Here is a 22,181-nt window from a genome sequence, read left to right on the forward strand (position 1 = left end):
AATAATGGCTTACAGTTGATTAATGATTATGGAGAAAGGGAAATCAGGGCACCACCGTCACAATCCTTAGCCAGTTAACGGCGATTAAAGGTTATGTGGATTGGCGAGCCCAGCAGTAATATGCGCGGCGCCAGCATTTGCATTATTAAGGATGATCAATGAAACCCGCAAAATTCTCCCTCCAGGCCTTCCTGATGGCCTGCCTCATACCCGGCTGGGGCCTGGTGTATGTAGGCCGTACGCAGTGGGGTATCCGGGTCGCAGCGTTGTTGCTCGGCGGGGTCGCGCTGATGGGCGCCTTGGGGTTGGTCACTACGCCCCTTGGGCTGTATGCATTCTTCGCTTTCGTCATCACGGTCAAACTGACCTCTGCCATCGTGTCCGCCGTGTTGGCCCGTCGCTACAGCGGTCCGCCCAATGTGCCGCGTAAACGCTTCCACGCTCTTTACGTCGGTGTGGTGGTGATCCTGGTGCTGACGCTCGACGTCTTTCGGGTGCCGTTGCTGGGCTTCAAAAACTATTACATTCCGTCGGGGTCGATGGTGCCGACGTTGTCGATTGGCGACTACATCATGTCGGACCTGCGGGCTGGCGTGCCCAAAGTGGGGGATATCGTGGTGTATCGCTGGAACGGCACCGAGGCGGTCAAACGGGTGGCGGGAATCGGTGGTGACACTCTGGCCATCGTCCATGGCGAGCTGATCCGCAACGGTGAGAACCTGGGTTTGTTTCACGCACCGGCTGAGCGCGTCAAAAAGGACTACTCCCTTGAGTTGGCGCCACTCCAGGTAGCGCCGGGGCATGTGTACCTGTTGGGCGACAACCGGGATGTCAGCAACGACAGCCGCTTCATGGGGCAGGTCGCGGTTGAGGATGTGGTGGGCAAGGTCACCGGCATCTGGTTCTCGAATGAACGAGCGCGTATCGGCACGACGTTCCCATGAGCTTTTCGAGTATCGGCTGTCGGATCGCCCAGTGGCTGTGCCTGCTGCTGATGTGCGTCAGCGCCATCGCATTCATCCTGGCCTGGGCCTACCTCGATCGTGATTCGTCTTGGTTGGGCACGGCCGCGGCGGGTTTCGTCTGGGGTGGGATCGGGTTGTTGTTCGCGTGTGTGTTTGAACGGTCTCGAACCGCCGCCGCCACGCTGCGATTCATGCTGACTTGGACATCGGCGTTGCTGGTGTTTGCGGCCGGGGTGGCCTATCTGGTTGGCCTGCTGTGGGTCGGGCCGGAGCAGGACTTTATGGACGCTCAGCTAAAGGGCGCGTCGTGCGGTAAGTACACGGGCACGATTGAGAAGGGGTGGGAGCAAATCTGCGCCCGTTCACATTCAGAACCGCCACAAACGCCGTGAGGTTAGAGCCACCGCGTATGGACGCGAGCGGGCATGTACAACGTGTGCCGTCCTCGATGACATCTCTTCGACTTTTGGATAAATGACGGTATGAGCGAATCAGTATCGGCCGCAGGCACCTGGAACCTCGCCAGCCCAGGCAAGCGCCTGCTCGGCTATTTCATCGATATGGCCGTGGTGCTTTTCCTGCTGTTTTTGAACCGAAACCTGGACTATGCCTATTTCTATCTGGGCTCTGCAGGAGGCCCGGCATTGTTTGATGGCCTCCACTATGTGCTGCTGTTTTCAGCCTTCGGGTACTACCTGTTTTGCGATGCCTTGCCCAATGGCCAGAGCCTGGGCAAGCGGGTGTGCCGCACGGCCGTGGTGGGTTATCCGTACCCCATGAACTGCACGTTGTTCCAGTCGTTCCTGCGCAATGTTCCGAAGCTGCTGTTCAGTGTGCTGGACGGTCTTTTTGTACTGTTCGGCCTGCGTCGTCGCTTGGGCGATATGTTGGCCAAGACGATTGTTATCAATGCCTGAGCAGGGCGGCCTGGACGGGCCGCCCGGTTTAACTCAGGACGGGTTGGCGTTCAGCCTGCGACTGATCGCATCCAACAAATCACAGCCGTCGCGCAGCGGAATCGCCAGCAGATGGGCAAAGTCCTGCAGCACCACGGCATCGCTGCTGAGCTGATCGCGGAAGGCCAGGTTTTCCAGGAGTTGGGTGACGGCTTGGATGCGGTGCACGGCGGCGTCGTGGAGGACGTCGAGGGGGGCTTGGGTGTCGATGAGCAGGGCGGGGACGGTGCAGTCGTGGCCGGTCAGGGGCATGTATCGGTTCATAATTGGCACTCTGTTAAGTGGTTGAGACCACCACTCAATCGTCGCCAAACGAATGGGTGGCAGCTGTACGCAGGTTGGCGAACCGGCAACAGAGTAAACCGGCAGACCCGAAGGTCTCCCGCGCACAGCCGCCATAAAAGGCACGGCTTTGCGGGTGCAAAAACACCTGCATGAAAGCGGATTGCTTTTGCACTCTGTTGTCAGGTCGCCAAACCTGATCGCCATTTGGACGACGGCCGGACTATAAGCCCCTCACCCAAAACCGCGCAAGGCATCAGGGTAGTGGCACAATGCCTCATGCAATGCCACCCACTGCCGACACACTGGCGATGCCCAGACGCATCAAAAATCTGAATCGGCCTTCGCCAGCGTTTTCGAAACCGCCCCACCGCTACCCACAAGGAAGAAATACATGATCAAGTTGTTCTGCAAAGCCGCTGTCCTTCTGTCCCTGGCCACGCTGTTTGGCTGTTCTTCGACGCCGTCGGTAGAGAAGATGCAGGCTGACGTGGCGAGCTATGCGCTGCCCAAGGCTGCCGTGGCCGATAAAGGCCTGGTGTATGTCGTACGCCCTAGCAACGTCGGGATGCTGGTACGGTTCAACGTGTTCCTGGATGACAAGGAAGCCGACTCGGAGATGGGTTACAACCGTGGTAACCAATACATCTATTTTTTCGTGACGCCGGGCAAGCACGTGATCAGCTCCAAGGCTGAAAACTGGGCGGACATGCCAATCGACGTCAAGGCGGGTGAGGTGGTTTACCTCAAGCAGGAAGTCGAAATGGGCTTCGCCGTGGCGCGCAACAGTCTCAAAGTGCTGAGCGATCTGGAAGGCCGTTATCTGGTCAAGGATGCGTCCTTGGGCACCGTGGCAAAAGAAAGCAAGTAACTAAAAACGCTTAAGACGGCCGGGCCCGAGCTCGGCCGTTGTCGCTGTTCATCCGCCCTGCACACTTAGCTTGGTAAGGGGCTGACACGCGATTCTTCAACTCTCGTTGATTGACCACGACATAAGCCGGAGTGGCACCGTATGGACGCAAATCCCCCGCTATGCGCCTGACCTTTCCGGCCCGCAATTATTTAGACCCAAGGAAGCTGTCAATGAAACTGTATCGTCTGTTTATCTCACTCACTGCACTGGCGACCTGCACCAGCAGCTTCGCCGCGGCGCCTGCCCTGCAAAGTTTTCTCGCCTGCGACCAGAACTCCCTGGCGGTGGTAAGCCAGTCAGGGCTCAAGGAGCGTGTTGCCCATAAGCTGGAGAACGGCAAGATCACGCTCAGTGGCGGCACAAAATCCGATATGGGCCAGCGTTGGATGTTCGATACGCCGCTGACGCTTGACGGTATGACCTTGACCGGCTTTTTCGCCGAAGACCAGGACCTGATGGGTTCGCGCATCATCAACTGGGGTTTCTACACCGAGCAGGCGCCCGACGCGCTTTACGCACAGCTGAGTAAAGTACCGGGTACGGCGTTGGAGAAAGCCAACGGTATCTACGCGCGTGCGCAGATCTGGTCGCACAAGCAATCAGCCTGGGTGCCGGAAGGCGGCGATGACAACGCGGGCAAGCTGGTCACCGATACGGCCGAACGCATCTTGATGGTCGAGCCCGCACCCGGTGACCTGGCCAAGACCAGCAAAGGCATGATCACCTGTTCGGTTCAGGGGGCGGTGAGCGCAGCGATGCTCAAGACCACTCGACCTGACCTGATCAAGTGAGCTGAGGCTGGCAACGATACCGCGGGCATGTTGAATGCCTGCGGTGTTCTCCGGTTTTTCGCGAGCAAGCTCGCTCCTACAGGGGGCGGGGTTACAGCAACTTGCGCTGCACCGCTTCATCTAGCGTACTGCGCGTCAGCGCCTCGACCACTTCCCGCGTGTCCGCCTGGAACGGGATGCCCACGATCAGTACCAGGTGCATCCAGGTGCGCACTGATTCGCTCTTTTTGACGCGGCCCAGCTCCTTGCCATCCTTGTCCTTGAACACTGTCTCCAGGGTGAAGGTGTTTTTCGCTGTGCTCGGGATGATGAAGAACGTCGCGCCGGTGATGATCGCCGAGGCCATGCTGAACTGTTCGTTGTTGTGCAGCGTGGCATCGACGTAGATATCCGATTCGACCTTGTCAGTGCTCACCCGCGAGAAACGGTTGGACTGGCGAAACGAATCGGCCACGGCCTTTTCCCACAGCGCCACCGGGGCGCCGACTGCCGCGTTGCCAGGGCCGCCGTTGACGTGGTTCTGCGCGGTGGTGTGCACGTACGCCGTGGGCTTTTGCGCCGGCGCGTTGGCGGTCGGTGGCCAGGTCTGTACGGCGGGCAATTCGTGCTGCGAATAGGACACGCAGCCAGTCAGCAGGACGGCGGCGAGTACCAGGCTGTGTTTGATCAATCCTTTCATGCATCACTCCTTGAAATTACGGTTTGGCCAGGTTGGCGGTGGCGGTGTCGAGCAGTTGCCCGACCAGTTTGGTCAGCTGTTGGCCGCCCATCGACGGTGCCCAGTATTGGCCGCTGTAAAGCCCGACGTTGTGTTCGAATTTGATCGAATCCTTGGCCTTGGCCAGTTCCTTGCCGTTGCGGTCGACGATCACCAGGTCGCCGGCCACCTCGAAGCTGTCCACGTAGATCGGGCCGTTGACCCAGATCCAGATGGTCAGCGTCAGCAGCGCACCGGGTACGTACGCCGGGTGTGGCGCGCGATGGCCCTTGAGGGCGGTCATGTTGAATTTGAGCGTCACGTCCTGCTCGCCCAGGCGCACCGGGTACTCGGTTACCTGCTTGAAGTAACCCCCGGTGCGCACGTACTGAGTGATCTGGGCCGTCAGGGAGCTGCTGATGGCGGCCTTGTTGGCTTCGTTGACGTCGGCGGCGCTCACCGTCACATCGGCGATTTGCGCACTGCGCGGGCTGCTGACAGCGACCGGGTGGAGCGGGGCGGCGATGGGGCCGGTGACGGTGTAGGAAACGCAGCCGGTCATCGACAGCGCAGCGGTCAGGGCCGTAGCCCGAAGCAGAGTGTTAAGCACGCAATGTCCCTATAAGTGAGCAAGCCAAGTTACTGTTTCGACCCGTATCCCTATAACTTGAGGGAATGTGCGCCACCGCACGGCAACCGACGAAACACCTTGAGAACCGCTCTCAACTCCGTAAAATGCCGCGATTGTTTAAAGCACGATACTTTTCAGGGACGAATCCAGACATGCGCATGTTTGCCGTATTCCTCGTCGCCTGCCTGATGGCGGGCTGCGCCTCCAAGCCGGAGTACTACATCTCGCCGGCACCGGTCACCATTCCCAAGAACGCCACGTACTGGCTCGACACGTTTGATGTTGAGGTGGTGGGCAAGAACGAGCGCTTCCTGCCGGATGACAAGGTTCGCCAGCAACTCGGTGTCGATCTGGTCGACCGCCTGCTCAGCGCCAAGCGTTATGCATCCAGCAAGGAAAAGGCCGATTACCTGTTGGATATCAGCATCGTCTACACGCGCCATATCCCCGACTCAAAAGGCGGTCTCTCGACGTTGATCGTTGATGACAACACCATTCTGGCCGCTGTCGATTTCAGCTATCGGGTCAAGGTCAAGAAGGGCGCTGGCGAGGTCCTGCATTTTGCCAAGACGCGAAACAACCTTGTGCCCGCCGGCGTGATGGGTGAAGCGCAGAAATGGAAAACCATGGGCGGGATCATCACCAACTCCGGTAACTCGAGCGTCGAGCGTTTTTATACCGGCCTGTTGAGCCGCGACATCGTCGATGATCTGCGCGACATCCCGTCTCGCTAACGTTGCCCACTACCGATTTACCACCCCCAGGAGCACCCTGTGAACACACTGTCCAAAATCCTGCTGTCCGGCCTCACCGCCGCAGCGCTGTTGACCGTGGCCGGTTGCGCCACGGAGAGCAACCGCGCCATGCCGGTGGAACAGGTCGCCAGCGCCAACGTCGCCTATTCCGGCGTGCGCGTGCCCATCGCCGTGGGCAAGTTCGACAACCGCTCCAGCTACATGCGCGGCATCTTCTCCGACGGCGTCGACCGCCTCGGTGGCCAGGCCAAGACCATCCTGATTACCCACCTGCAGCAGACCAACCGCTTCAGCGTGCTGGACCGCGACAACATGGGCGAAATCTCCCAGGAAGCCGCGATCAAGGGCACTGCGCAGAAGCTCAAGGGCGCTGACTACGTAGTGACCGGCGACGTGACCGAATTCGGCCGCAAAGAGACCGGCGACCGCCAGCTGTTCGGCATCCTCGGCCGTGGCAAGACCCAAGTGGCCTACGCCAAAGTCGCACTGAACATCGTCAACATCAGCACCTCCGAAGTGGTGTATTCCACCCAGGGCGCCGGTGAGTACGCGCTGTCCAACCGTGAAGTGGTCGGTTTCGGCGGCACCGCCAGCTACGACTCCACCCTCAATGGCAAGGTCCTCGACCTGGCCATGCGCGAAGCCATCAACCGCCTGGTCGACGGCATCAACGCCGGCGCCTGGAACCCGCGCAACTGATCAGCAACCCCTCAAGGAGCAGTACACGGATGAGCAAGGCAGTGAAGTTGGCGCTGATGCTGACAGCAATCGCGGCGGTCGCCGGGTGCCACACGGCGCCCCAGCCCCTGTATCAATGGGAAAGCTACCAGCCGCAGGTTTACGAGTACTTCAAGGGCGAGCCCAAGGAAGCGCAGGTCGAGGCGTTGGAGCGTGATCTGCAAAAGATCAACGCCAGCGGCCGCAAGGCGCCGCCGGGTTACCACGCGCACCTGGGCATGCTGTACCTGAGCATGGGCAAGGATGACCAGATGGTGCAGGAGTTCCGCACCGAGAAGGCGCTGTTCCCCGAGTCTGCCTCGTACATGGACTTCCTGTTGAAAAACGCCAAGACCGGAGTGGCCACCAAATGAGCCTGTTGAAACTCACCGGCGCCCTGCTGGCCCTGGCCTTGCTCGGCGGTTGCGCAGCGCCCAAGACCATTGACTACACCGCGTACAAGCAGGCGCGGCCCAAGTCGATCCTGGTACTGCCGCCGATCAACGAGTCGCCGGAAGTGCAGGCCTCGTACAGCCTGGTCTCGCAAGTGACCTACCCGTTGGCCGAAGCCGGCTACTACGTGCTGCCGATTGCCCTGGTGGACGAAACCTTCCGCCAGAACGGCCTGACCACCGCCAACGATATCCAGGGCGTGCCACCGGCCAAGCTGCATGACATCTTCGGCGCGGACGCGGCGCTGTACATCACCGTCAGCGAGTACGGCACCAAGTACATGCTGATCTCCAGCGACACCGCCGTGACAGCCTCGGCCAAACTGGTGGACCTGCGCACCGGCACCACCCTGTGGACCGGTTCGGCGCGTGCCTCCAGCGAGGAAGGCAACAACAACAGCGGCGGCCTGGTGGGCATGCTGATCACCGCGGCGGTCAAGCAGGTGATCAACAGCTCCACCGATGCGGCGCACCCGATTGCCGGCATCACCAGTGCACGCCTGCTGTCGCCGGGCCAACGCGCGGGGATCCTGTACGGCCCGCGTAACCCGAAGTACGGCACGGACTGAGTTCATCGCCTCGGTTCAAATGTGGGAGGGGGCTTGCCCCCGATAGCGGTAGATCAGTCAGTACATGTTTGACTGACCCACCGCTATCGGGGGCAAGCCCCCTCCCACATTTGAATGTCTGTGTTATTTGAATCAGAGTTAACCCGAACACCCCGCACCTTGCGTCTGACCTTGTGAACGGATCATTCACTCACGAGGTTCAGCCCATGTCCCGTCCTCTGCTCTTCCTGCGTCCTGCCGCCCAAGGCTTTGTCGTCACCCTGGTGGTGGCGCTGGCCGGGTGTGGGCTGTCTTCGTCCCCTGAGTTGGCCGAACCGGCCGAGCCCGTTGCCGAGCTGCAACGCGCGTCGCCCCAGGGCGCCATGGTCAAACGCATGGCAATGCCCGCGCCAATGCGCATGCAGGAATCAGCGGCGATGGACTACCGCAGCGAACCCCGCGAGCAATACGCCAACCTGCCGGACAACCCGGTGCATCGCGTGGCCGAAACGCCGGTGTCCACCTTCAGTGTGGATGTCGACACAGGCAGCTACGCCAACGTCAGACGCTTCCTCAACCAAGGCAGCCTGCCGCCCGAAGGCGCTGTGCGACTGGAGGAAATGGTCAACTACTTCCCCTACAACTACGCGCTGCCCACCGACGGCTCACCGTTTGGCGTGACCACCGAAGTCGGCGCCACACCCTGGAACCCGCACACCCAACTGCTGCGCATCGGCCTCAAGGCGTCCGACCGCGCCGTGGCGGACCTGGCGCCGGCCAACCTGGTGTTCCTGGTGGATGTGTCCGGCTCCATGGACCGCCGCGAAGGCTTGCCGTTGGTGCAAAGCACCCTGAAATTGCTCGTGGATCAATTGCGTGATCCGGACCGGGTTTCATTGGTGGTGTATGCCGGTGAGTCCCGCGTAGTGCTCAAGCCCACATCGGGGCGCGACAAGGCCAGGATCCGCAATGCCATCGATCAACTCACCGCCGGCGGTTCCACGGCAGGCGCATCCGGCATCGAACTGGCCTACCAGATGGCCCGCGAAGGCTTTATCGACAAGGGCATCAACCGCATCCTGCTGGCCACCGACGGTGACTTCAATGTGGGCGTCAGCGACTTCGACAGCCTCAAGCAAATGGCCGTCGAGCAGCGTAAAAGCGGGGTGTCCCTGACCACCCTCGGCTTCGGTGTGGATAACTACAACGAACACCTGATGGAACAACTGGCCGATGCCGGCGATGGCAATTACGCCTATATCGACAACCTGCGCGAAGCCCGCAAGGTGCTGGTGGACCAGCTCAGTTCAACCCTGGCGGTGGTCGCGCGGGATGTGAAAGTGCAGGTGGAATTCAACCCGGCACAGGTCAGTGAGTATCGACTGCTGGGCTACGAAAATCGCGCGCTCAAGCGTGAGGATTTCAACAACGACAAAGTCGATGCCGGTGAGATCGGCGCAGGGCATACCGTGACCGCGCTGTATGAAATTGTGCCGAAGGGCCAGAAGAGCTGGTTGGAGCCCTTGCGCTACGCCACTGCGCCTGCGGCCGAAGGTAAATCCGATGAACTGGCGATGCTGCGCGTGCGCTACAAGCCCGCCACGGGTGGTGACAGCCGCTTGATCGAACGGCCCATCCGCCACGAAACCACCCAGGCCAGCGACGACCTGCGCTTCTCGGCGGCGGTGGCCGCCTTCGCCCAACAGCTCAAGGGCGATGGCCGCTACACTGGCAGCATGAGTTTGAAGGACACCGCCGCACTGGCCCGCTCGGCCCGGGGCGATGACCCGTTCGGCCTGCGCAACGAGTTCGTGCAACTGGTGGAACTGGCCCAAAGCCTGAAACCCTGATCTCAAACAGGACACTGATCAAATGTGGGAGGGGGCTTGCCCCCGATGGCAGTGGGCCAGTCAATACATCTGTTACTGATACACCGCTATCGGGAGCAAGCCCCCTCCCACACTTGAACAGCGTTAACTTTACAAAAGGAGTTCGCCCCCTGCATGGCTGTTCCAGATGATCCCTCCAGCGACGAATCGCTGCTGGCCCGTTACCGCGCCGGTGACGCCGCCGCGTTCGAAGCCTTGTACGCGCGGCATCGCCAAGGCCTCTACCGCTTCCTCGTGTCCCTGAGCAACAAGGCCGAACTGGCCGAGGAAATCTACCAGGACACCTGGCTCAGCCTGATCCGCAGCACCACCCAGCCACAAGGCCGGGCGAGTTTTCGTACATGGCTGTTCCAGATCGCCCGCAACCGCCTGATCGACCACTGGCGCAAGCACGGCATCCACAACCCGCTGCACGACAGCTACGATGAGCAATTGCACGCCCAGGCCGACGACAGCGCCGGCCCCGAGCAACAGCTGAGCCTGAGCCGCGACCAGGCGCGCCTCGACGCCGCCCTGCAAGGCTTGCCCGAAGACCAGCGCGAAGTCTTCCTGCTGCGCCTGCACGGCGACCTCGACGTGCCGCAAATCGCCGCCCTCACCCAAGCCCCGCTGGAAACCGTCAAAAGCCGCCTGCGTTACGCCCAGCAGAAACTGCGCCGCCTGCTGGCCGAGGAGATACTTGCATGACCGACTCCCGACATACGCCCGACACCGACGACGTGCTGATCCAGCATTACCGTCAACACAGCAGCGGCGAGCCGCCCGCGTCCCTCGACGCCTTCATCCTCGACGCCGCCCGCCGCGAAGCCCCGGCACCGCCACCGAGCCTGTGGCAACGCTGGCTGCACGCCTGCCAACGCCCGCGCTGGCAAATGGCATTCGCCACCGTGGCCGGCTTGGCGCTGATGATCGGCGTGGTCACGCGCTCACCCGTGCCGCAACCCGAAATCTCCACGGCGACCTTCTCCGCCCTGCACGAGGAAACCGCCCGCCCGGCACCGCAAGCGTTGTCCGCACCGGCGCCGATGGCGCGCATCGCCGCCGCGCCCAAGGCTGAACGTGCGCCGGTTCAGGCTGAGATGGCAGGTGCGCTGGCAGATGAATCGAGCGCCAGGCTCAGCAAGCGCGCACCGTCAGCGTTGCCGTCGCTGGAGCAAGAGTTACAGTCGATCGTGCGCTTGCGTGAAGCGGGTGAAAGCAAAGCCGCGGATGAAAAATTGCTGGCGTTGCACGCGCGCTTTCCCGAGGAAGACCTGCCCGCACGGCTGGAGGCGCTGCGCAAGCATTGACCAAGAAAGAATGGGCCACCGGTAACCTGTAGTGAGCGGGCTTGCCCCGCGCTGGGGTGCGAAGCACCCCCAATGAAGACAAATGCGGTATACCCGATAGCGCACAGCGTCTGGTTTTGGGGCTGCTGCGCAGCCCAACGCGGGGCAAGCCCGCTCACCACAGTGCCCTCAAGGCCCATCTTCAACGCCGCGCATCAAAAACCATGCGCACCGCCAGGCCAGCCAGCACCGTCCCCATCAGCCAGCGCTGCACCAGCTGCCATACCGGCTTGGCCGCCAGGAACGTCGCGATGGAACCGGCCATGATGGCGATCACCGCATTCACGCTCACACTGATCATGATCTGGGTAAACCCCAGCACGATGGATTGTGTCAGCACGCTGCCGTGGCCAGTGGGGGAGATGAACTGGGGCAGCAATGACAGATACATCACCGCGACTTTCGGATTCAACAGGTTGGTCACAAAGCCCATCATGAACAGCTTGCGTGGGCCGTCCCTGGGCAAGTCGCGCACATGAAACGCCGAGCGCCCGCCGGGCTTGACCGCTTGCCAGGCCAGGTACAACAGGTAAAGCGCACCGCCGAGCCTGAGTGCGTCATACGCATACGGCACTGCCATCAGCAACGCGGTAATCCCCAGCGCCGCGCACAGCATATACACGACGAAACCCAGCGCCACGCCGCCCAGTGAAATCAACCCGGCCAGCGGCCCCTGGCAGATCGAGCGCGAAATCAGGTAGATCATGTTCGGGCCGGGCGTCAGCACCATGCCAAGGGAAATCAGACCATACGCCAGCAGGCTCGACAGTTCGGGCATGGGTTAACTCCTGTAGGTTGAGCGCGTCGTTGCGCAGGTTGGATGCACCTGATGGTAGGGCGGGAGCAGGGCGCGCGTTAGATACAGATCGGCTGACAAAACGTCATACAGGGGCTTGCGCCGCCTGAGCACCCTTGGTTGGCGCCGGTCCGTCAGTTAAGGGCGAACACCCTACTTGTGGTGAGCGGGCTTGCTGTGGTGAGCGGGCTTGTTGTGGTGAGCGGGCTTGCCCCGCGCTGGGCTGCGAAGCAGCCCCAATCAGGATCCCTGTGTTCTGTCAGGTAAACCGCAGCGCCTGGTTTTGGGTCTGCTCCGCAGCCCAGCGCGGGGCAAGCCCGCTCACCACAAGTTACGAGTAGTCCTCGATCACGTGGGGCGTGGAGGTGCAATCTCGAATGGGTTATCGGGTGAGCCTGCGCAAGCTTATTGTGGTGATCGGGCTTGCTGTGGTGAGCGGGCTTGCCCCGCGCTGGGGTGCGAAGCGCCCCTAATGAAGACGACTGCGGTGTATCAGGTACGCCCCTGGCATCAACGCTTGCAGTGAGACGCAACGTCTCACGGTCTCGTCGCTACCGCGTGCGATCTGGCATGGCGCGTCTCGTTTGACCTCGATGCCGGCCACCCTTGGGTGTTCATTCGGCGGCTCTAGGAGAGGGGCGTCCAGACGTTTTTGCGCAACTGGCACCGGCCTTGCTCTAGCCCCTTGCAACCCACCCGGCGCGCCAGTGCCAACCGTTTCAAGGAGACTTCGCTATGAGCCTTTCGAGCAACTCGCAACGCAGCATGCGTGCCGCTGTCTGGCACGGTCGTAACGACATCCGCGTCGAAGACGTGCCGCTGCCCGTTTCGCCGCCTGCCGGTTGGGTGCAGATCCGCGTGCAATGGTGCGGCATTTGCGGCTCCGATCTGCATGAGTACGTGGCCGGTCCGGTGTTCATCCCGGTCGACGCCCCGCACCCGCTGACCGGGATCAAGGGCCAGTGCATTCTCGGTCATGAGTTTTGTGGCGAGATCGTCGAACTCGGTGCCGGCGTACAGGGTTTCAGCGTCGGCGAGCCGGTGGCGGCCGACGCCTGCCAGCATTGCGGCACCTGCTACTACTGCACCCACGGGCTCTACAACATTTGCGAAAACCTGGCCTTCACCGGCCTGATGAACAACGGCGCCTTCGCCGAACTGGTCAACGTGCCCGCCAACCTGCTGTACAAGCTACCGGCGAACTTCCCCGCTGAAGCCGGGGCGCTGATCGAGCCTCTGGCCGTCGGCATGCACGCGGTGAAAAAAGCCGGAAGCCTGCTCGGGCAAAACGTCGTGGTGGTCGGCGCCGGCACCATCGGTCTGTGCACCATCATGTGCGCCAAGGCGGCGGGCGCGGCCCAGGTGATCGCGCTGGAAATGTCCGGCGCGCGCAAGACCAAGGCCCGGGAAGTGGGGGCGACCCATGTGCTCGATCCGAATGAATGCGACGCCCTGGCCGAGGTCCGCCGCCTGACCGGCGGGCTCGGCGCGGACGTCAGTTTCGAATGCATCGGCAACAAACACACGGCCAAACTCGCCATCGACCTGATCCGCAAGGCCGGCAAGTGCGTACTGGTGGGCATCTTCGAAGAACCCAGCGAGTTCAACTTTTTCGAGTTGGTGGCCACGGAGAAACAGGTACTCGGCGCGCTGGCCTACAACGGGGAGTTCGCCGACGTGATCGCGTTTATCGCGGATGGGCGGCTGGACATCTCGCCGCTGGTCACGGGGCGCATTCAGCTGGAGGAGATCGTGGGCCAGGGCTTCGAGGAACTGGTTAAAAACAAGGAACACAATGTGAAGATCATTGTGTCGCCTGCCAGGGTCTGACGCGCACGCTGACCGCCGCAGTCTTTGCCCCGCTCCTGATTCCCCAAGCAAAACAGGGGAGAGGAGCGGAGGCAACACGGCGCTAAAAATCCTCGCAGCCAGCGTCCTTCACTCACGCATCCACAGGCCAGGTACCGCGACGCACCATCTCCCGGACACGATCAGCGCCATTGGCCCGAACCAGCAACTCCATGCGTGCTTTCTCGATGTCCTCGGCACTCCATTGGTCGGTCGCCATCGTGGCTTTTTCATGGGACCAACCGTTGTCGTAGTGACGTACCACATACTGTTGCTGGTATTCCCACATCGACGTCCCGGGAATCGGCGTGACGATAAACGGGTTGGCGTACGCCATGCCGGCGCCCATGAGGTTGACCGCGTAGTCGATGGTGCGGTCGATCAGCTCCAGGCTCTCTACAAAAGGCTTTTGCCCAGGTCCGCCGGGGGGATTGACGAACCCCAGCATGAACCCGCCGGTAACCTGAATGCCGTGCTCGGTAAAAATCTCGATGAGCTCGAACGTCGAGTGCTGGATCGCGTTAAGTCGGGATTTGTTGGAATTGACCAGGCTGTCTTCGTTCGCGCTCTCCACCGCGAGGTAGATGTTGTAGCAGCCATTTTCGGCAATCGACCGAATGAACTTCCTTGCCGTGAGCCCGCCTTTTACCGCCTCGATTACATTGCGATATTGCGGGCTCTTGCGCTCCTTCTCATCCATCTGGTCGATGAAGCGTTCGCCCAAATGCAGCAGGATCAGGTTGAAAAGGCTCAACCCGCCTTCTTCGACCCAGGGCAAGTCATGTTTTTTCAGGAGCTTGCCAACCTCCATCGCATACAACGGGTCATGCATCAGGTGATCGTCCTCGATCAGCACTTCAGTGACCCCCTGTTTCACCAGATCGGCCAGGTGCAGGTCAAACCAGTCCAGGCCAAGTGCGCGCCAAGGGCCGTTGATTTTCGGGATGTAGCAGAAGTTACAGTTCACGTTGCAGCCAATCGTGGAGAATATCTGCGCCCAGGCGCCATGCTTGCGTACGCGTGCTCCTGAGGAGTGATAAGGCTGCAGGTAATGCTTCATGTCCAGAAAGCTGAAGTCCGGCAAGGGCATGACGCCGAGCCGCTCTTCGAGGTCCTGCCGCTTGGGGATGATGCTCAGGTAGCTGGACTTCTGGGTGGGCCGGATCAGTTGTCCCCGGCTGTCGCGGTACGCCACACCAGGTACGGCATTGATGTCTGTGCCTTCGTGGGTCAAGGCATCCAGCAGCAGGGTAAAGGCGCGGTCAGCTTCATTGATCAGCACGAAGTCGAAGGCCGAATCCAGCAGTGCGTTCTTCCAGTCACCACTGGAGTGAGCGCCGCCGGTGACCAGCACCAGGTTGGGATCGAGGGTTTTCACCAGCTCGGCCAACGCCCGTGCGTTGCCCCATTGCACGGTGTAGTTGCACTGGATGCCGACAATATCGGGCTGCGCGGTTTCGATGATCTCGCGTATCTGCGTATCGGTCAGGCCATAGCGGATCAGATGCCCTTGGTCGACCTTGACCAGGCTGTGCTCCTGGGACCAGCCGGCAAAGGGCGAATCGACAATCTGCACGTCATAACCGGCCCGCCGGGCCACCGTGGCGATGCGCAACAGGCCGATAGGCGTACCGGCACGCTTCATCACTTCGAATGTATCAATGCCGATGCGGGCAAATGCGCTGTCGTGGGACGTAGGCTCGATCAGACGTGTGTAGGGCGGCACAAACAGCAGCACACGAGGTGCCTCGCCATGGGCGCGACGGCGGATGCCGGTTCGGCTGTCCTGCAACGATGGCTTTCCCAGATGACTGAGCAAGGGCCGCGTGGGCGCGACTGAAAAACTCGGTCCGTCGCTCTCGATCCTCATGGTTCCCTGCGAAGCTATCAAGTTCATTTCCCTGTCTCCTTACCCGTCGAGATCACCGTGAGGTCGTGCGTGAGCGTGAAGTGGCGATGACCGCCCCCGTAATGATCAACACCGCGGGAATCATCAAGATCGGCTTGGCATCGCTTTGCCCCACGGCAATCAGCAGCAGCGTGGAGAACAGCGGCGCCAGGTAAGACAGGGCGCCCAGCATCGATAGGTTTCCGTGCTTGGTTGCGTGGTCCCACGCAAAAAAAGCCAGGCCCACAGGGCCCAGCCCCAGGGCAATGATTGCGGCCCACTGGCCCGGCCCAGGCCGCACCGTGGTTTCGAAAGCCAGGTGGCAGAGCCCGCCGGCCACTGCCACCAGCCCGCAGATCCCCCCGATGATGCTGCTCGGAACATGGCTGAACCGCCGGTTGAACACCGAGTACATCGCCCAGACCCAGGCGCACGCAAAGGCTGCGGCGTAACCGACCACCGGCATCGACGCACTGTCACTCCGGGCCCGCAGCTGCATGATGAAGGCCGTCCCCGCCAGGCCGAGCAAGGCGCCCAGCAGCTGGCGCTTGCGCAGCGACTCGCCGGTGGCAAAGCTCGACAGCAGCACGATCAGCAGCGGCCACAGGTAGGCAATCAGGCTGGCTTCAGCCGCAGGCGCGGCCTTCAACGCAAAGAAATACAACGCGTGATAGACAAAGATCCCGGCAAAACCTGTTGCCCACACAGGCCAGGGCTGGCGCCAGCTGCTGAACCCCGCAGCGCCACGCAGCCCCAGCACGCACAGGCTGGCCAAGAACGCGACCGCGAAGCTCGAAGCCAGCAACTGAAAGGCCGGGATCCCGGCGGTCAAGGTGGTCAGAAGCGCCAGGCACGCCCACAAAAACACGGCAATCACCCCGATCAGCGTCGCACTGGCGGCGCCCTTGGCAAGGGTGATGGATGGGTTGGAAGTGCTCATGCAAGCCCCGTCTGCGGATAATCCTCAAGCGGGAACAATAGAAAGGTCGAGAGAGCGAGTATTGATCAGGCCCGCCAAAGAATTGTTCGGGACTGCTGTTTTTTCAGTGATCTCGCCCTTGTTTACGCACCACGGCCGGCGTCAGATGGCGGGCTTTCTTCAGGGCATGGGTTAACGCACTCTGGTCGGCGTACCCGGCGCGATGCGCAATATCAATAATCGACAAAGACGTTTGGCGCAGCAGGTCAATGGCCAGATTCAGGCGCAAGTTCGCGATATGCGAGAACGGCGTGGTGTTCAGGTGCTGCCCAAACAGCACATACAAACGCCGCTCACTCGTGCCCGCATAGCGCGCAATATCATGCACCGTCAGGGCGGTGCCCAAGTGCTGCTCAATGTAGGCCAACGCACGAGCGAGAATGAACTGGCCGGGATCGCTCCGCGCAACCTCGGGCTGCAATAACGAACACAACAACAACCGACTCCAGGACTCGGCCATCGCGAGCGACCCGACCAACTGTGGCCCGTTGCTGCTGGCGTAATCGAGTAAATGCCGTATATCGGGCCTGACCGCAAAAAAGCGCTTGTCGTTGAGTGGGTCAAATGACGCAGCCGTACCCTTCTGCGCCTCGCCACGCTCGGTCGAGACGTCCAGCACCAGGAAACGGTTATGGGTATTGGCCAGGAACGTATGCCGAGCCCCAGCAGAAATCACCACCCCCTGGCTCGCATCGACCTTGCCACCTCGCCCGTCGACCTCAATCTCCATCGACCCGGATTGAGGGAGCACGATTTGATGGAAGTCATGCTGGTGAAGCTCGACCTGGCCGGAGTAGGAGCGCAATGAGAGGGAGAGCGATTGGGGGAGGGTGGTGCTCATCCGTGAGTCTCCGGGGGTGAGGGGGGTATCGTATGTCAGGGTTCTGGTTGGATGCCAGACTGTATGTGGGGAGAGGGATTTTGCTGGGCTTGGGGTTGTGTTTATGAGGACGTTAAGGCGTGTGATTCAAAGGTGCGACAGGGGGGATTTGCGGGGGGAGGACAGCGGTAAACCGTTAGCAACAAGAAAGCCCGCACAGGGCGGGCTTCTTGGGGTGTTTCGTAGACTGTCTGAGACAGCCCGAGACTGCTATATGGTGCCCCGGCGTCATTTGAATTCATATCGCAAGGATATGATTTATATGAAAATTATAAAACTTATGAAGTAAAGGGATACATGGGGGGATACACGAGAAGGGTTGCTATCTGATTCTGATCCCTCGGTGCGCACTAAAGCTAATTTTTGATAGTGACGAGCTCCAATAAATTTTGATAGTAACTTTAGGTATTCTTGAGGCTGAAGACGCCTTGGAACGCCGGATATTTACGTGGATGTATGGCAGATATCAGCTAAAAGCAGTCAGCCGCTACAGCACGACGTGTTTCTGTGAGGGGATGAAATACACCGCTCATTTGCCCACGTTGTGCGCCCTGTGAACCGTGAATGGGTCAAAAATAGCTCGCAGGGATGAAGAGGTTGTGCGCTAAACACCGAGAGTTGAGCGCATCCACTAAAACTAGACAGCAGGGAAAAATTCTTGAAAATCGCCGTGGGGCACAGCGTTTTTTCAACTCGCCACTTAGTGGTGGCGAATCGATCTGAGCCTCTTTGTAGACAAATAATTGAAAGTTCGAGTCATTATATTAAAAGTGATCTTCAATGTAAGTTATCGCCTGTCTTATGCCGAGCAGTTCTGTTTGAGGACCTACTCTCAGATAAAATAGCTCATCAGCCTTACTCTGCCCTGTAGCTTTCCATTTCAGAAATACGGGCCTATTACTAGGAAGACAGCGTACAGAGAATATAAATTTCTCATCATCTTCGATCATTTCGGTTTTAATAAATTCCGAGTACTCTGTTCCAATTGCTTCCCTGAAAATATTCCAGAAATGAAGTTGGAATTTATCAGCGTTAGGAAATAAATCCTTTTCAATTCCTAATGCTATTCCTTCATCGTTAACTCCGACTAGTAAGGTTCCACCTGAAGCATTGAAAAATCCCGTTAGTGTCTTCAATACTGAGAATTCCATTTCTCGGTCTTTTAGACCTGTTCGTAAGTTTATTCTTAGAGTTGATTTGAATTCGACGGTATCTGTTTCGCCGCCCTTAATTATGGAAGATAAGCTTGCCAGTTGCTTTGCTTTTTTGTCTAAAGCTCGTTTAAGTTGCTGGGGAAGCTCATTTATCAAGTTCTCTTTTGTAACATAGTCGACAGCCCCCAATCGGAGTGCCTTGATAGTCTCAGCTTGGCTACCCTCCCCGGAAACCACTATTGATGGGAGACTGAGTTTTAACTCATTAATTTTTTGAAGAAGCCATAATCCTCCCCAACGACCCGGAGGCATAGCTAAGTCGATGAGTACGAGATCATAAACCTTATCTTGTATCATACATAGTGCATCCTCACCATCACTTGTGAGTTCGAAGTTTACGTCGTCCATTCCTAGAACGCGCACTATGCTAGCAATAACATCGTGTTGGTCATCTGCCCAAAGAATATTTATCACAATAGTTCCTCGCTACTTTGATCTTCATAACTATATATTGAAGGCACCCAGATTTTCACAGTGGCCCCTGAGTTCTCTCCATTTGAAAAAGCTATGTTTCCACCTAGTTCCTTGGACGTTAACATTACTGCCATCAGACCGATACCCTGTCCAGTGTCTTTAGATGTTTTTAGTGAGACTCCAGATTCAAGTGCGATAAGCTGTTCATTAGTAAACCCAGGGCCGGTATCAGATATAATGAATTCAATTCCTTCAAGCTCCTTTTCTATATTGTATGAGATATAAATGCTTCCGTTGCCACCCATTGCCTCTACTGAATTTTTTACGATATTTGTAATTAAAGAGCGTAATCGATGCTCGTCAGTACAGATTTCAATTTGCGAGTCACAAGGTGTAAAAATCAAATTGACCGAGTTGGGGATCCATGACCAAAGCTCGCTGATCAATGATTTAATAAATATACTTATTTTCATTGAGGAGATATCTGCTGAACCAGTTTCTTCAGACAGGCTTTTTACGATGCGCAGTGTAGCTATAGCTGTATCTAAATGACGGCTAGCATCAGCAGCAAGTAAATACCGCTCTCGTCCAGAGCTTTTGTTTCTAGCGTGCTCTGAAGTAAAGCAATAACCCAAAATACTGTTTTTGACGTCGTGCAATATTGAAGCTATGCGGTCATTTGCCGCTGCTTCATAGGGGTCTTTGAAATGGTATCGCCACCAGAGCTCTAACGATATTTTTCTAGTGGCGCTTTTTATAATGGAACTTATATGGATTTTAAAAGTTGTTTTGGATTCGGTTATACTTGTTATAGGTAGTATTACCTTTAAGTAACTCCATGTTGAGGACGCAAGGATTGCCTCTAGCTTTCCCTCTGTAAAACCACTAATGGTCAAACATAGCTCACTATCTTCAACATCCACTTCAATAGTTATAGTGTTATCCTGAGGGTATGCATCTTTTAATACGTCAAGTAAGCACAGGTGCGCTCCATCAACTTCTACGATTTTTTCAATGAGATCAGCTCGGCAAATTATGTTTGTTTTGCCCCGCTGAAGAAGCTCGAACTCTTCAATAACTCCCCCAAGGCTAGTAAGGGTGATGTCTCCGCCCTTTAAGCGATAAGTAGTTGCTTCGGAAATAAGGCTCTTGAAAGCGACCGTATCTCGTAAATCGTGTGATTCATGAAGTGGATCTGCTCTAGATAATTCTGCTTCAAGATAATCAACGGTTTTGGATAAGCTTTTGAGTTTGTTTGACGTTACGTTTCTGCCAGCATGACCATAGTATTTTAGAAGGTCTGCTTTGTTCGTGTCGGTTTTAAGATTAATAAATTTATTAGTGAAATAAATGAAGCTTTCGAAGGCCCTAAAGTTTGATGCTCTGAGAAGACCAACTCCTAGGAAGTTTTTATTTATTAGCCTTGACAGTCTAAGTGTTCCACTTTTCTTTCCAGCATTTCCCGCCAACCTAATGGCGTGCTCCAAAATCCACTTAACGTAGTTTTCCTGATTAAGTTCGAACGTGGGGTACGATTCACTGAATAAAATCGCTTCGAATATTTTTTTGTTTTTTAATGCGACCTCAGATTCTAGCACTACATTTGGTTTTCCATCGTTGTTTCTGGATGATTGTACTTCCCCTTGAATTTTTAGTACGTAACTCAAGTATTCTGATTCTAGTGTTATGGAGGGTGTTGCAATTCGCTGTTGGATACGCGTGTATACATTGGTTTGAAATTTTACTTTCAATCCTAAGAATTGACATTTTTCTTGAAAGACTGTTTTTGTTGGCGCAATCTCATCGCGAGACCAATCTATACTTTTAGGTTTATTTACAAAGTAATCTAGAAATATAGGGGTGTCATTAATTAGGTCTATTGCTTGTTCTAAATTTTTCTCCTTTACCAAGAATAATACGCCAAATAGTGCTTGAACAAATTCGGTCTTAATTGCTTGAGTTAAATTTTTTTCTCCGGGTCCTAGCAAAAGTGCATCTTGTGAAAGCAGCTCTTCGTAAATTGTACTAATGCTAGACTCGTTAACTAGTGCTCTAACTATTTCTCTAATTCCACCTGCTTTTGATAGGTCATCCAAACTTATATTTCTAATAGCAGTATCAAATGCTATCCATTCCAAGACGCTCGCTCCTAAATAGGCCAAAACACTATTGTTTTTACCAAGGATAGGATTTGACTTGCTAAGATTGTAGCTTCGATGAGTTAGTGCTAGGCCTACCAGCGTTACAGACCAGGCGGGAAGCATAAGCTTTTCTACAATCAAACCAACCTTTCGAGAGTTTGGTGGGAGCGGCATCAATTTGGCTGCTGAAATGTAATCAGTTTTTTTATTTGCATTTACTGGCTTTCTTTTGCTTGGCACCCTTATTGAGTGCTTTTCAATAAACTGTCCAGCCGCCTGAAGCTCTGCTAATCGTTTAGACGGCCCAGTACCGTCGCAGCTTATACTCAACGCATCCACCCTAACTTTGAAAGTCCGTGAGTGAGCGGGGCCTATTTCTTCAAGCAAACTATAGCTGGGTAACGGCTTCTTAATACTCTGGCAGTACTCTTGCAGTTGTGTTTTGCTATCTTTTTCGGGCACTATGTCTATTGAGTCTAAGGATAAATATTTTTCTATGAAGTCCTTAGTTAGTCTAGTAAAGCCTAGGTTATGTTGGATGGCTCCTAATAACTGATTTGTTAGGGAGTTTGTGATTTCAATGGAACTTTTTTCTTTAGCTGGAACTCCGCTACCAAATTTTCCTTTATTTGTTGATCTTATTTTTTTACCTAGCTGCTCATATATACGAACTTTTACCTTTCGTTCTACTAAGGAACACGCGCCGGAGGTTTTGTCAGCTATATCTACAGATCGACACGCTGAGTACAAGCTTAGTACAGATTTTCCTAAAGACTCCCACGCATCGATTATTCTATCGTCCTGACGGTACTCTTTTAACTTAGCTGAAGCAGATTTCCTGGCTGATTTGTGGTGCAGCGCAGCCAGCATGAAATTATTCCGTTCAATTTCCTCAGCCAGACTCTTAATGTCATCCATGCGTATTCTGCCCCCTTTTAATGAGTTCTGTCGGCGATATCGTTACAGCTCTAATAGAGTCTTCAATCACGGTCTAAAAAATTACTCTAAGATTTTTTATTTCTCCATCGCTTTGTTAGGCGTTCCACCCAAAAGCTCAAGCTGAAATCTAATGGTTATTTATTGATCAATATCGCTGC

22 protein-coding genes are annotated in these 22,181 nt (G+C 56.7%); 13 read left to right on the plus strand and 9 right to left on the minus strand.

Annotated elements, in window-relative coordinates:
* Positions 1-158: 158 nt before the first annotated feature.
* From lepB to BM416_RS26885, 3 genes are all read left to right on the plus strand, one after another.
* The gene (gene lepB / locus BM416_RS26875) at positions 159-944 is read left to right on the plus strand and encodes a signal peptidase I (RefSeq protein ID WP_092490028.1); all 786 of its coding nucleotides are present in this window, start codon (positions 159-161) and stop codon (positions 942-944) included.
* The gene (locus BM416_RS26880; RefSeq protein ID WP_092490029.1) at positions 941-1,357 is read left to right on the plus strand and encodes a hypothetical protein; all 417 of its coding nucleotides are present in this window, start codon (positions 941-943) and stop codon (positions 1,355-1,357) included. Before lepB ends, BM416_RS26880 begins: the two co-directional genes overlap by 4 nt.
* 90 nt (positions 1,358-1,447) lie before the next feature.
* Complete coding sequence (locus tag BM416_RS26885) at positions 1,448-1,882, plus strand: RDD family protein (protein ID WP_092490030.1); 435 nt, start codon at positions 1,448-1,450, stop codon at positions 1,880-1,882.
* 33 nt (positions 1,883-1,915) lie between these two features.
* On the opposite strand, the gene BM416_RS26890 is transcribed toward BM416_RS26885, so the two are convergent.
* The gene (locus BM416_RS26890) at positions 1,916-2,173 is read right to left on the minus strand and encodes a hypothetical protein (protein ID WP_065948568.1); all 258 of its coding nucleotides are present in this window, start codon (positions 2,171-2,173) and stop codon (positions 1,916-1,918) included.
* A 508-nt stretch (positions 2,174-2,681) separates the two neighbouring features.
* Between BM416_RS26890 and BM416_RS26895 the strand changes: the two genes are divergently transcribed.
* Together BM416_RS26895 and BM416_RS26900 are read left to right on the plus strand one after the other, a co-directional pair.
* Positions 2,682-3,074: a DUF2846 domain-containing protein gene (locus BM416_RS26895; RefSeq protein WP_174562754.1), complete on the plus strand. Its 393-nt coding sequence runs from the start codon at positions 2,682-2,684 to the stop codon at positions 3,072-3,074.
* 212 nt (positions 3,075-3,286) lie between these two features.
* The gene (locus tag BM416_RS26900; RefSeq protein ID WP_092490031.1) at positions 3,287-3,907 is read left to right on the plus strand and encodes a hypothetical protein; all 621 of its coding nucleotides are present in this window, start codon (positions 3,287-3,289) and stop codon (positions 3,905-3,907) included.
* A 91-nt stretch (positions 3,908-3,998) separates the two neighbouring features.
* Here BM416_RS26900 and BM416_RS26905 read toward each other — a convergent pair whose 3' ends face one another.
* Together BM416_RS26905 and BM416_RS26910 are read right to left on the minus strand one after the other, a co-directional pair.
* Positions 3,999-4,586, minus strand: coding sequence for a hypothetical protein (locus BM416_RS26905; RefSeq protein ID WP_092490032.1), 588 nt, complete (start codon positions 4,584-4,586; stop codon positions 3,999-4,001).
* A gap of 16 nt (positions 4,587-4,602) precedes the next feature.
* Positions 4,603-5,214: a hypothetical protein gene (locus BM416_RS26910; RefSeq protein ID WP_092490033.1), complete on the minus strand. Its 612-nt coding sequence runs from the start codon at positions 5,212-5,214 to the stop codon at positions 4,603-4,605.
* A gap of 173 nt (positions 5,215-5,387) precedes the next feature.
* On the opposite strand from BM416_RS26910, the gene BM416_RS26915 reads away from it, so the two are divergent.
* The 7 genes from BM416_RS26915 (at position 5,388) to BM416_RS26945 (ending at position 10,885) form a co-directional block, all read left to right on the plus strand.
* The gene (locus BM416_RS26915; RefSeq protein WP_092490034.1) at positions 5,388-5,969 is read left to right on the plus strand and encodes a hypothetical protein; all 582 of its coding nucleotides are present in this window, start codon (positions 5,388-5,390) and stop codon (positions 5,967-5,969) included.
* Positions 5,970-6,008: 39 nt separating this feature from the next.
* A complete protein-coding gene (locus BM416_RS26920) occupies positions 6,009-6,689 on the plus strand; it encodes a CsgG/HfaB family protein (protein WP_027608087.1) in 681 nt (226 codons plus the stop codon).
* Between the two features lie 29 nt (positions 6,690-6,718).
* Positions 6,719-7,081, plus strand: a complete 363-nt coding sequence (locus BM416_RS26925; RefSeq protein ID WP_027608086.1) for a DUF4810 domain-containing protein — start codon at positions 6,719-6,721, stop codon at positions 7,079-7,081.
* Entirely contained in the window at positions 7,078-7,728 is a 651-nt protein-coding gene (locus tag BM416_RS26930; RefSeq protein ID WP_027608085.1) for a DUF799 domain-containing protein, read from the plus strand. The genes BM416_RS26925 and BM416_RS26930 overlap by 4 nt, the downstream gene beginning before the upstream one ends.
* 206 nt (positions 7,729-7,934) lie before the next feature.
* Complete coding sequence (locus BM416_RS26935) at positions 7,935-9,557, plus strand: vWA domain-containing protein (RefSeq protein ID WP_092490035.1); 1,623 nt, start codon at positions 7,935-7,937, stop codon at positions 9,555-9,557.
* 153 nt (positions 9,558-9,710) lie between these two features.
* A complete protein-coding gene (locus BM416_RS26940; RefSeq protein ID WP_092490036.1) occupies positions 9,711-10,283 on the plus strand; it encodes an RNA polymerase sigma factor in 573 nt (190 codons plus the stop codon).
* Positions 10,280-10,885 (plus strand): hypothetical protein, encoded by a 606-nt coding sequence (locus BM416_RS26945; protein ID WP_092490037.1) that lies wholly within the window; start codon positions 10,280-10,282, stop codon positions 10,883-10,885. The genes BM416_RS26940 and BM416_RS26945 overlap by 4 nt, the downstream gene beginning before the upstream one ends.
* A gap of 181 nt (positions 10,886-11,066) precedes the next feature.
* On the opposite strand, the gene BM416_RS26950 is transcribed toward BM416_RS26945, so the two are convergent.
* Positions 11,067-11,702 (minus strand): LysE family translocator, encoded by a 636-nt coding sequence (locus BM416_RS26950; protein ID WP_027607878.1) that lies wholly within the window; start codon positions 11,700-11,702, stop codon positions 11,067-11,069.
* Positions 11,703-12,485: 783 nt separating this feature from the next.
* Between BM416_RS26950 and BM416_RS26955 the strand changes: the two genes are divergently transcribed.
* A complete protein-coding gene (locus BM416_RS26955; protein WP_256577595.1) occupies positions 12,486-13,550 on the plus strand; it encodes a 2,3-butanediol dehydrogenase in 1,065 nt (354 codons plus the stop codon).
* A gap of 112 nt (positions 13,551-13,662) precedes the next feature.
* On the opposite strand, the gene BM416_RS26960 is transcribed toward BM416_RS26955, so the two are convergent.
* From BM416_RS26960 to BM416_RS26980, 5 genes are all read right to left on the minus strand, one after another.
* On the minus strand, positions 13,663-15,465 hold the full coding sequence (locus tag BM416_RS26960) for a B12-binding domain-containing radical SAM protein (protein WP_092490039.1): 1,803 nt from the start codon (positions 15,463-15,465) through the stop codon (positions 13,663-13,665).
* 25 nt (positions 15,466-15,490) lie between these two features.
* Positions 15,491-16,396, minus strand: a complete 906-nt coding sequence (locus BM416_RS26965) for an aromatic amino acid exporter YddG (protein ID WP_092490040.1) — start codon at positions 16,394-16,396, stop codon at positions 15,491-15,493.
* A gap of 103 nt (positions 16,397-16,499) precedes the next feature.
* Positions 16,500-17,276, minus strand: a complete 777-nt coding sequence (locus BM416_RS26970) for a helix-turn-helix domain-containing protein (protein ID WP_092490041.1) — start codon at positions 17,274-17,276, stop codon at positions 16,500-16,502.
* Positions 17,277-18,079: 803 nt separating this feature from the next.
* Positions 18,080-18,943, minus strand: a complete 864-nt coding sequence (locus BM416_RS26975; protein WP_092490042.1) for a response regulator — start codon at positions 18,941-18,943, stop codon at positions 18,080-18,082.
* Positions 18,940-22,002: an ATP-binding protein gene (locus BM416_RS26980; RefSeq protein WP_092490043.1), complete on the minus strand. Its 3,063-nt coding sequence runs from the start codon at positions 22,000-22,002 to the stop codon at positions 18,940-18,942. Before BM416_RS26980 ends, BM416_RS26975 begins: the two co-directional genes overlap by 4 nt.
* Between the last annotated feature and the right edge of the window lie 179 nt (positions 22,003-22,181).

Source organism: Pseudomonas sp. NFACC42-2 (assembly GCF_900116055.1).
Taxonomy (GTDB): domain Bacteria; phylum Pseudomonadota; class Gammaproteobacteria; order Pseudomonadales; family Pseudomonadaceae; genus Aquipseudomonas; species Aquipseudomonas marginalis.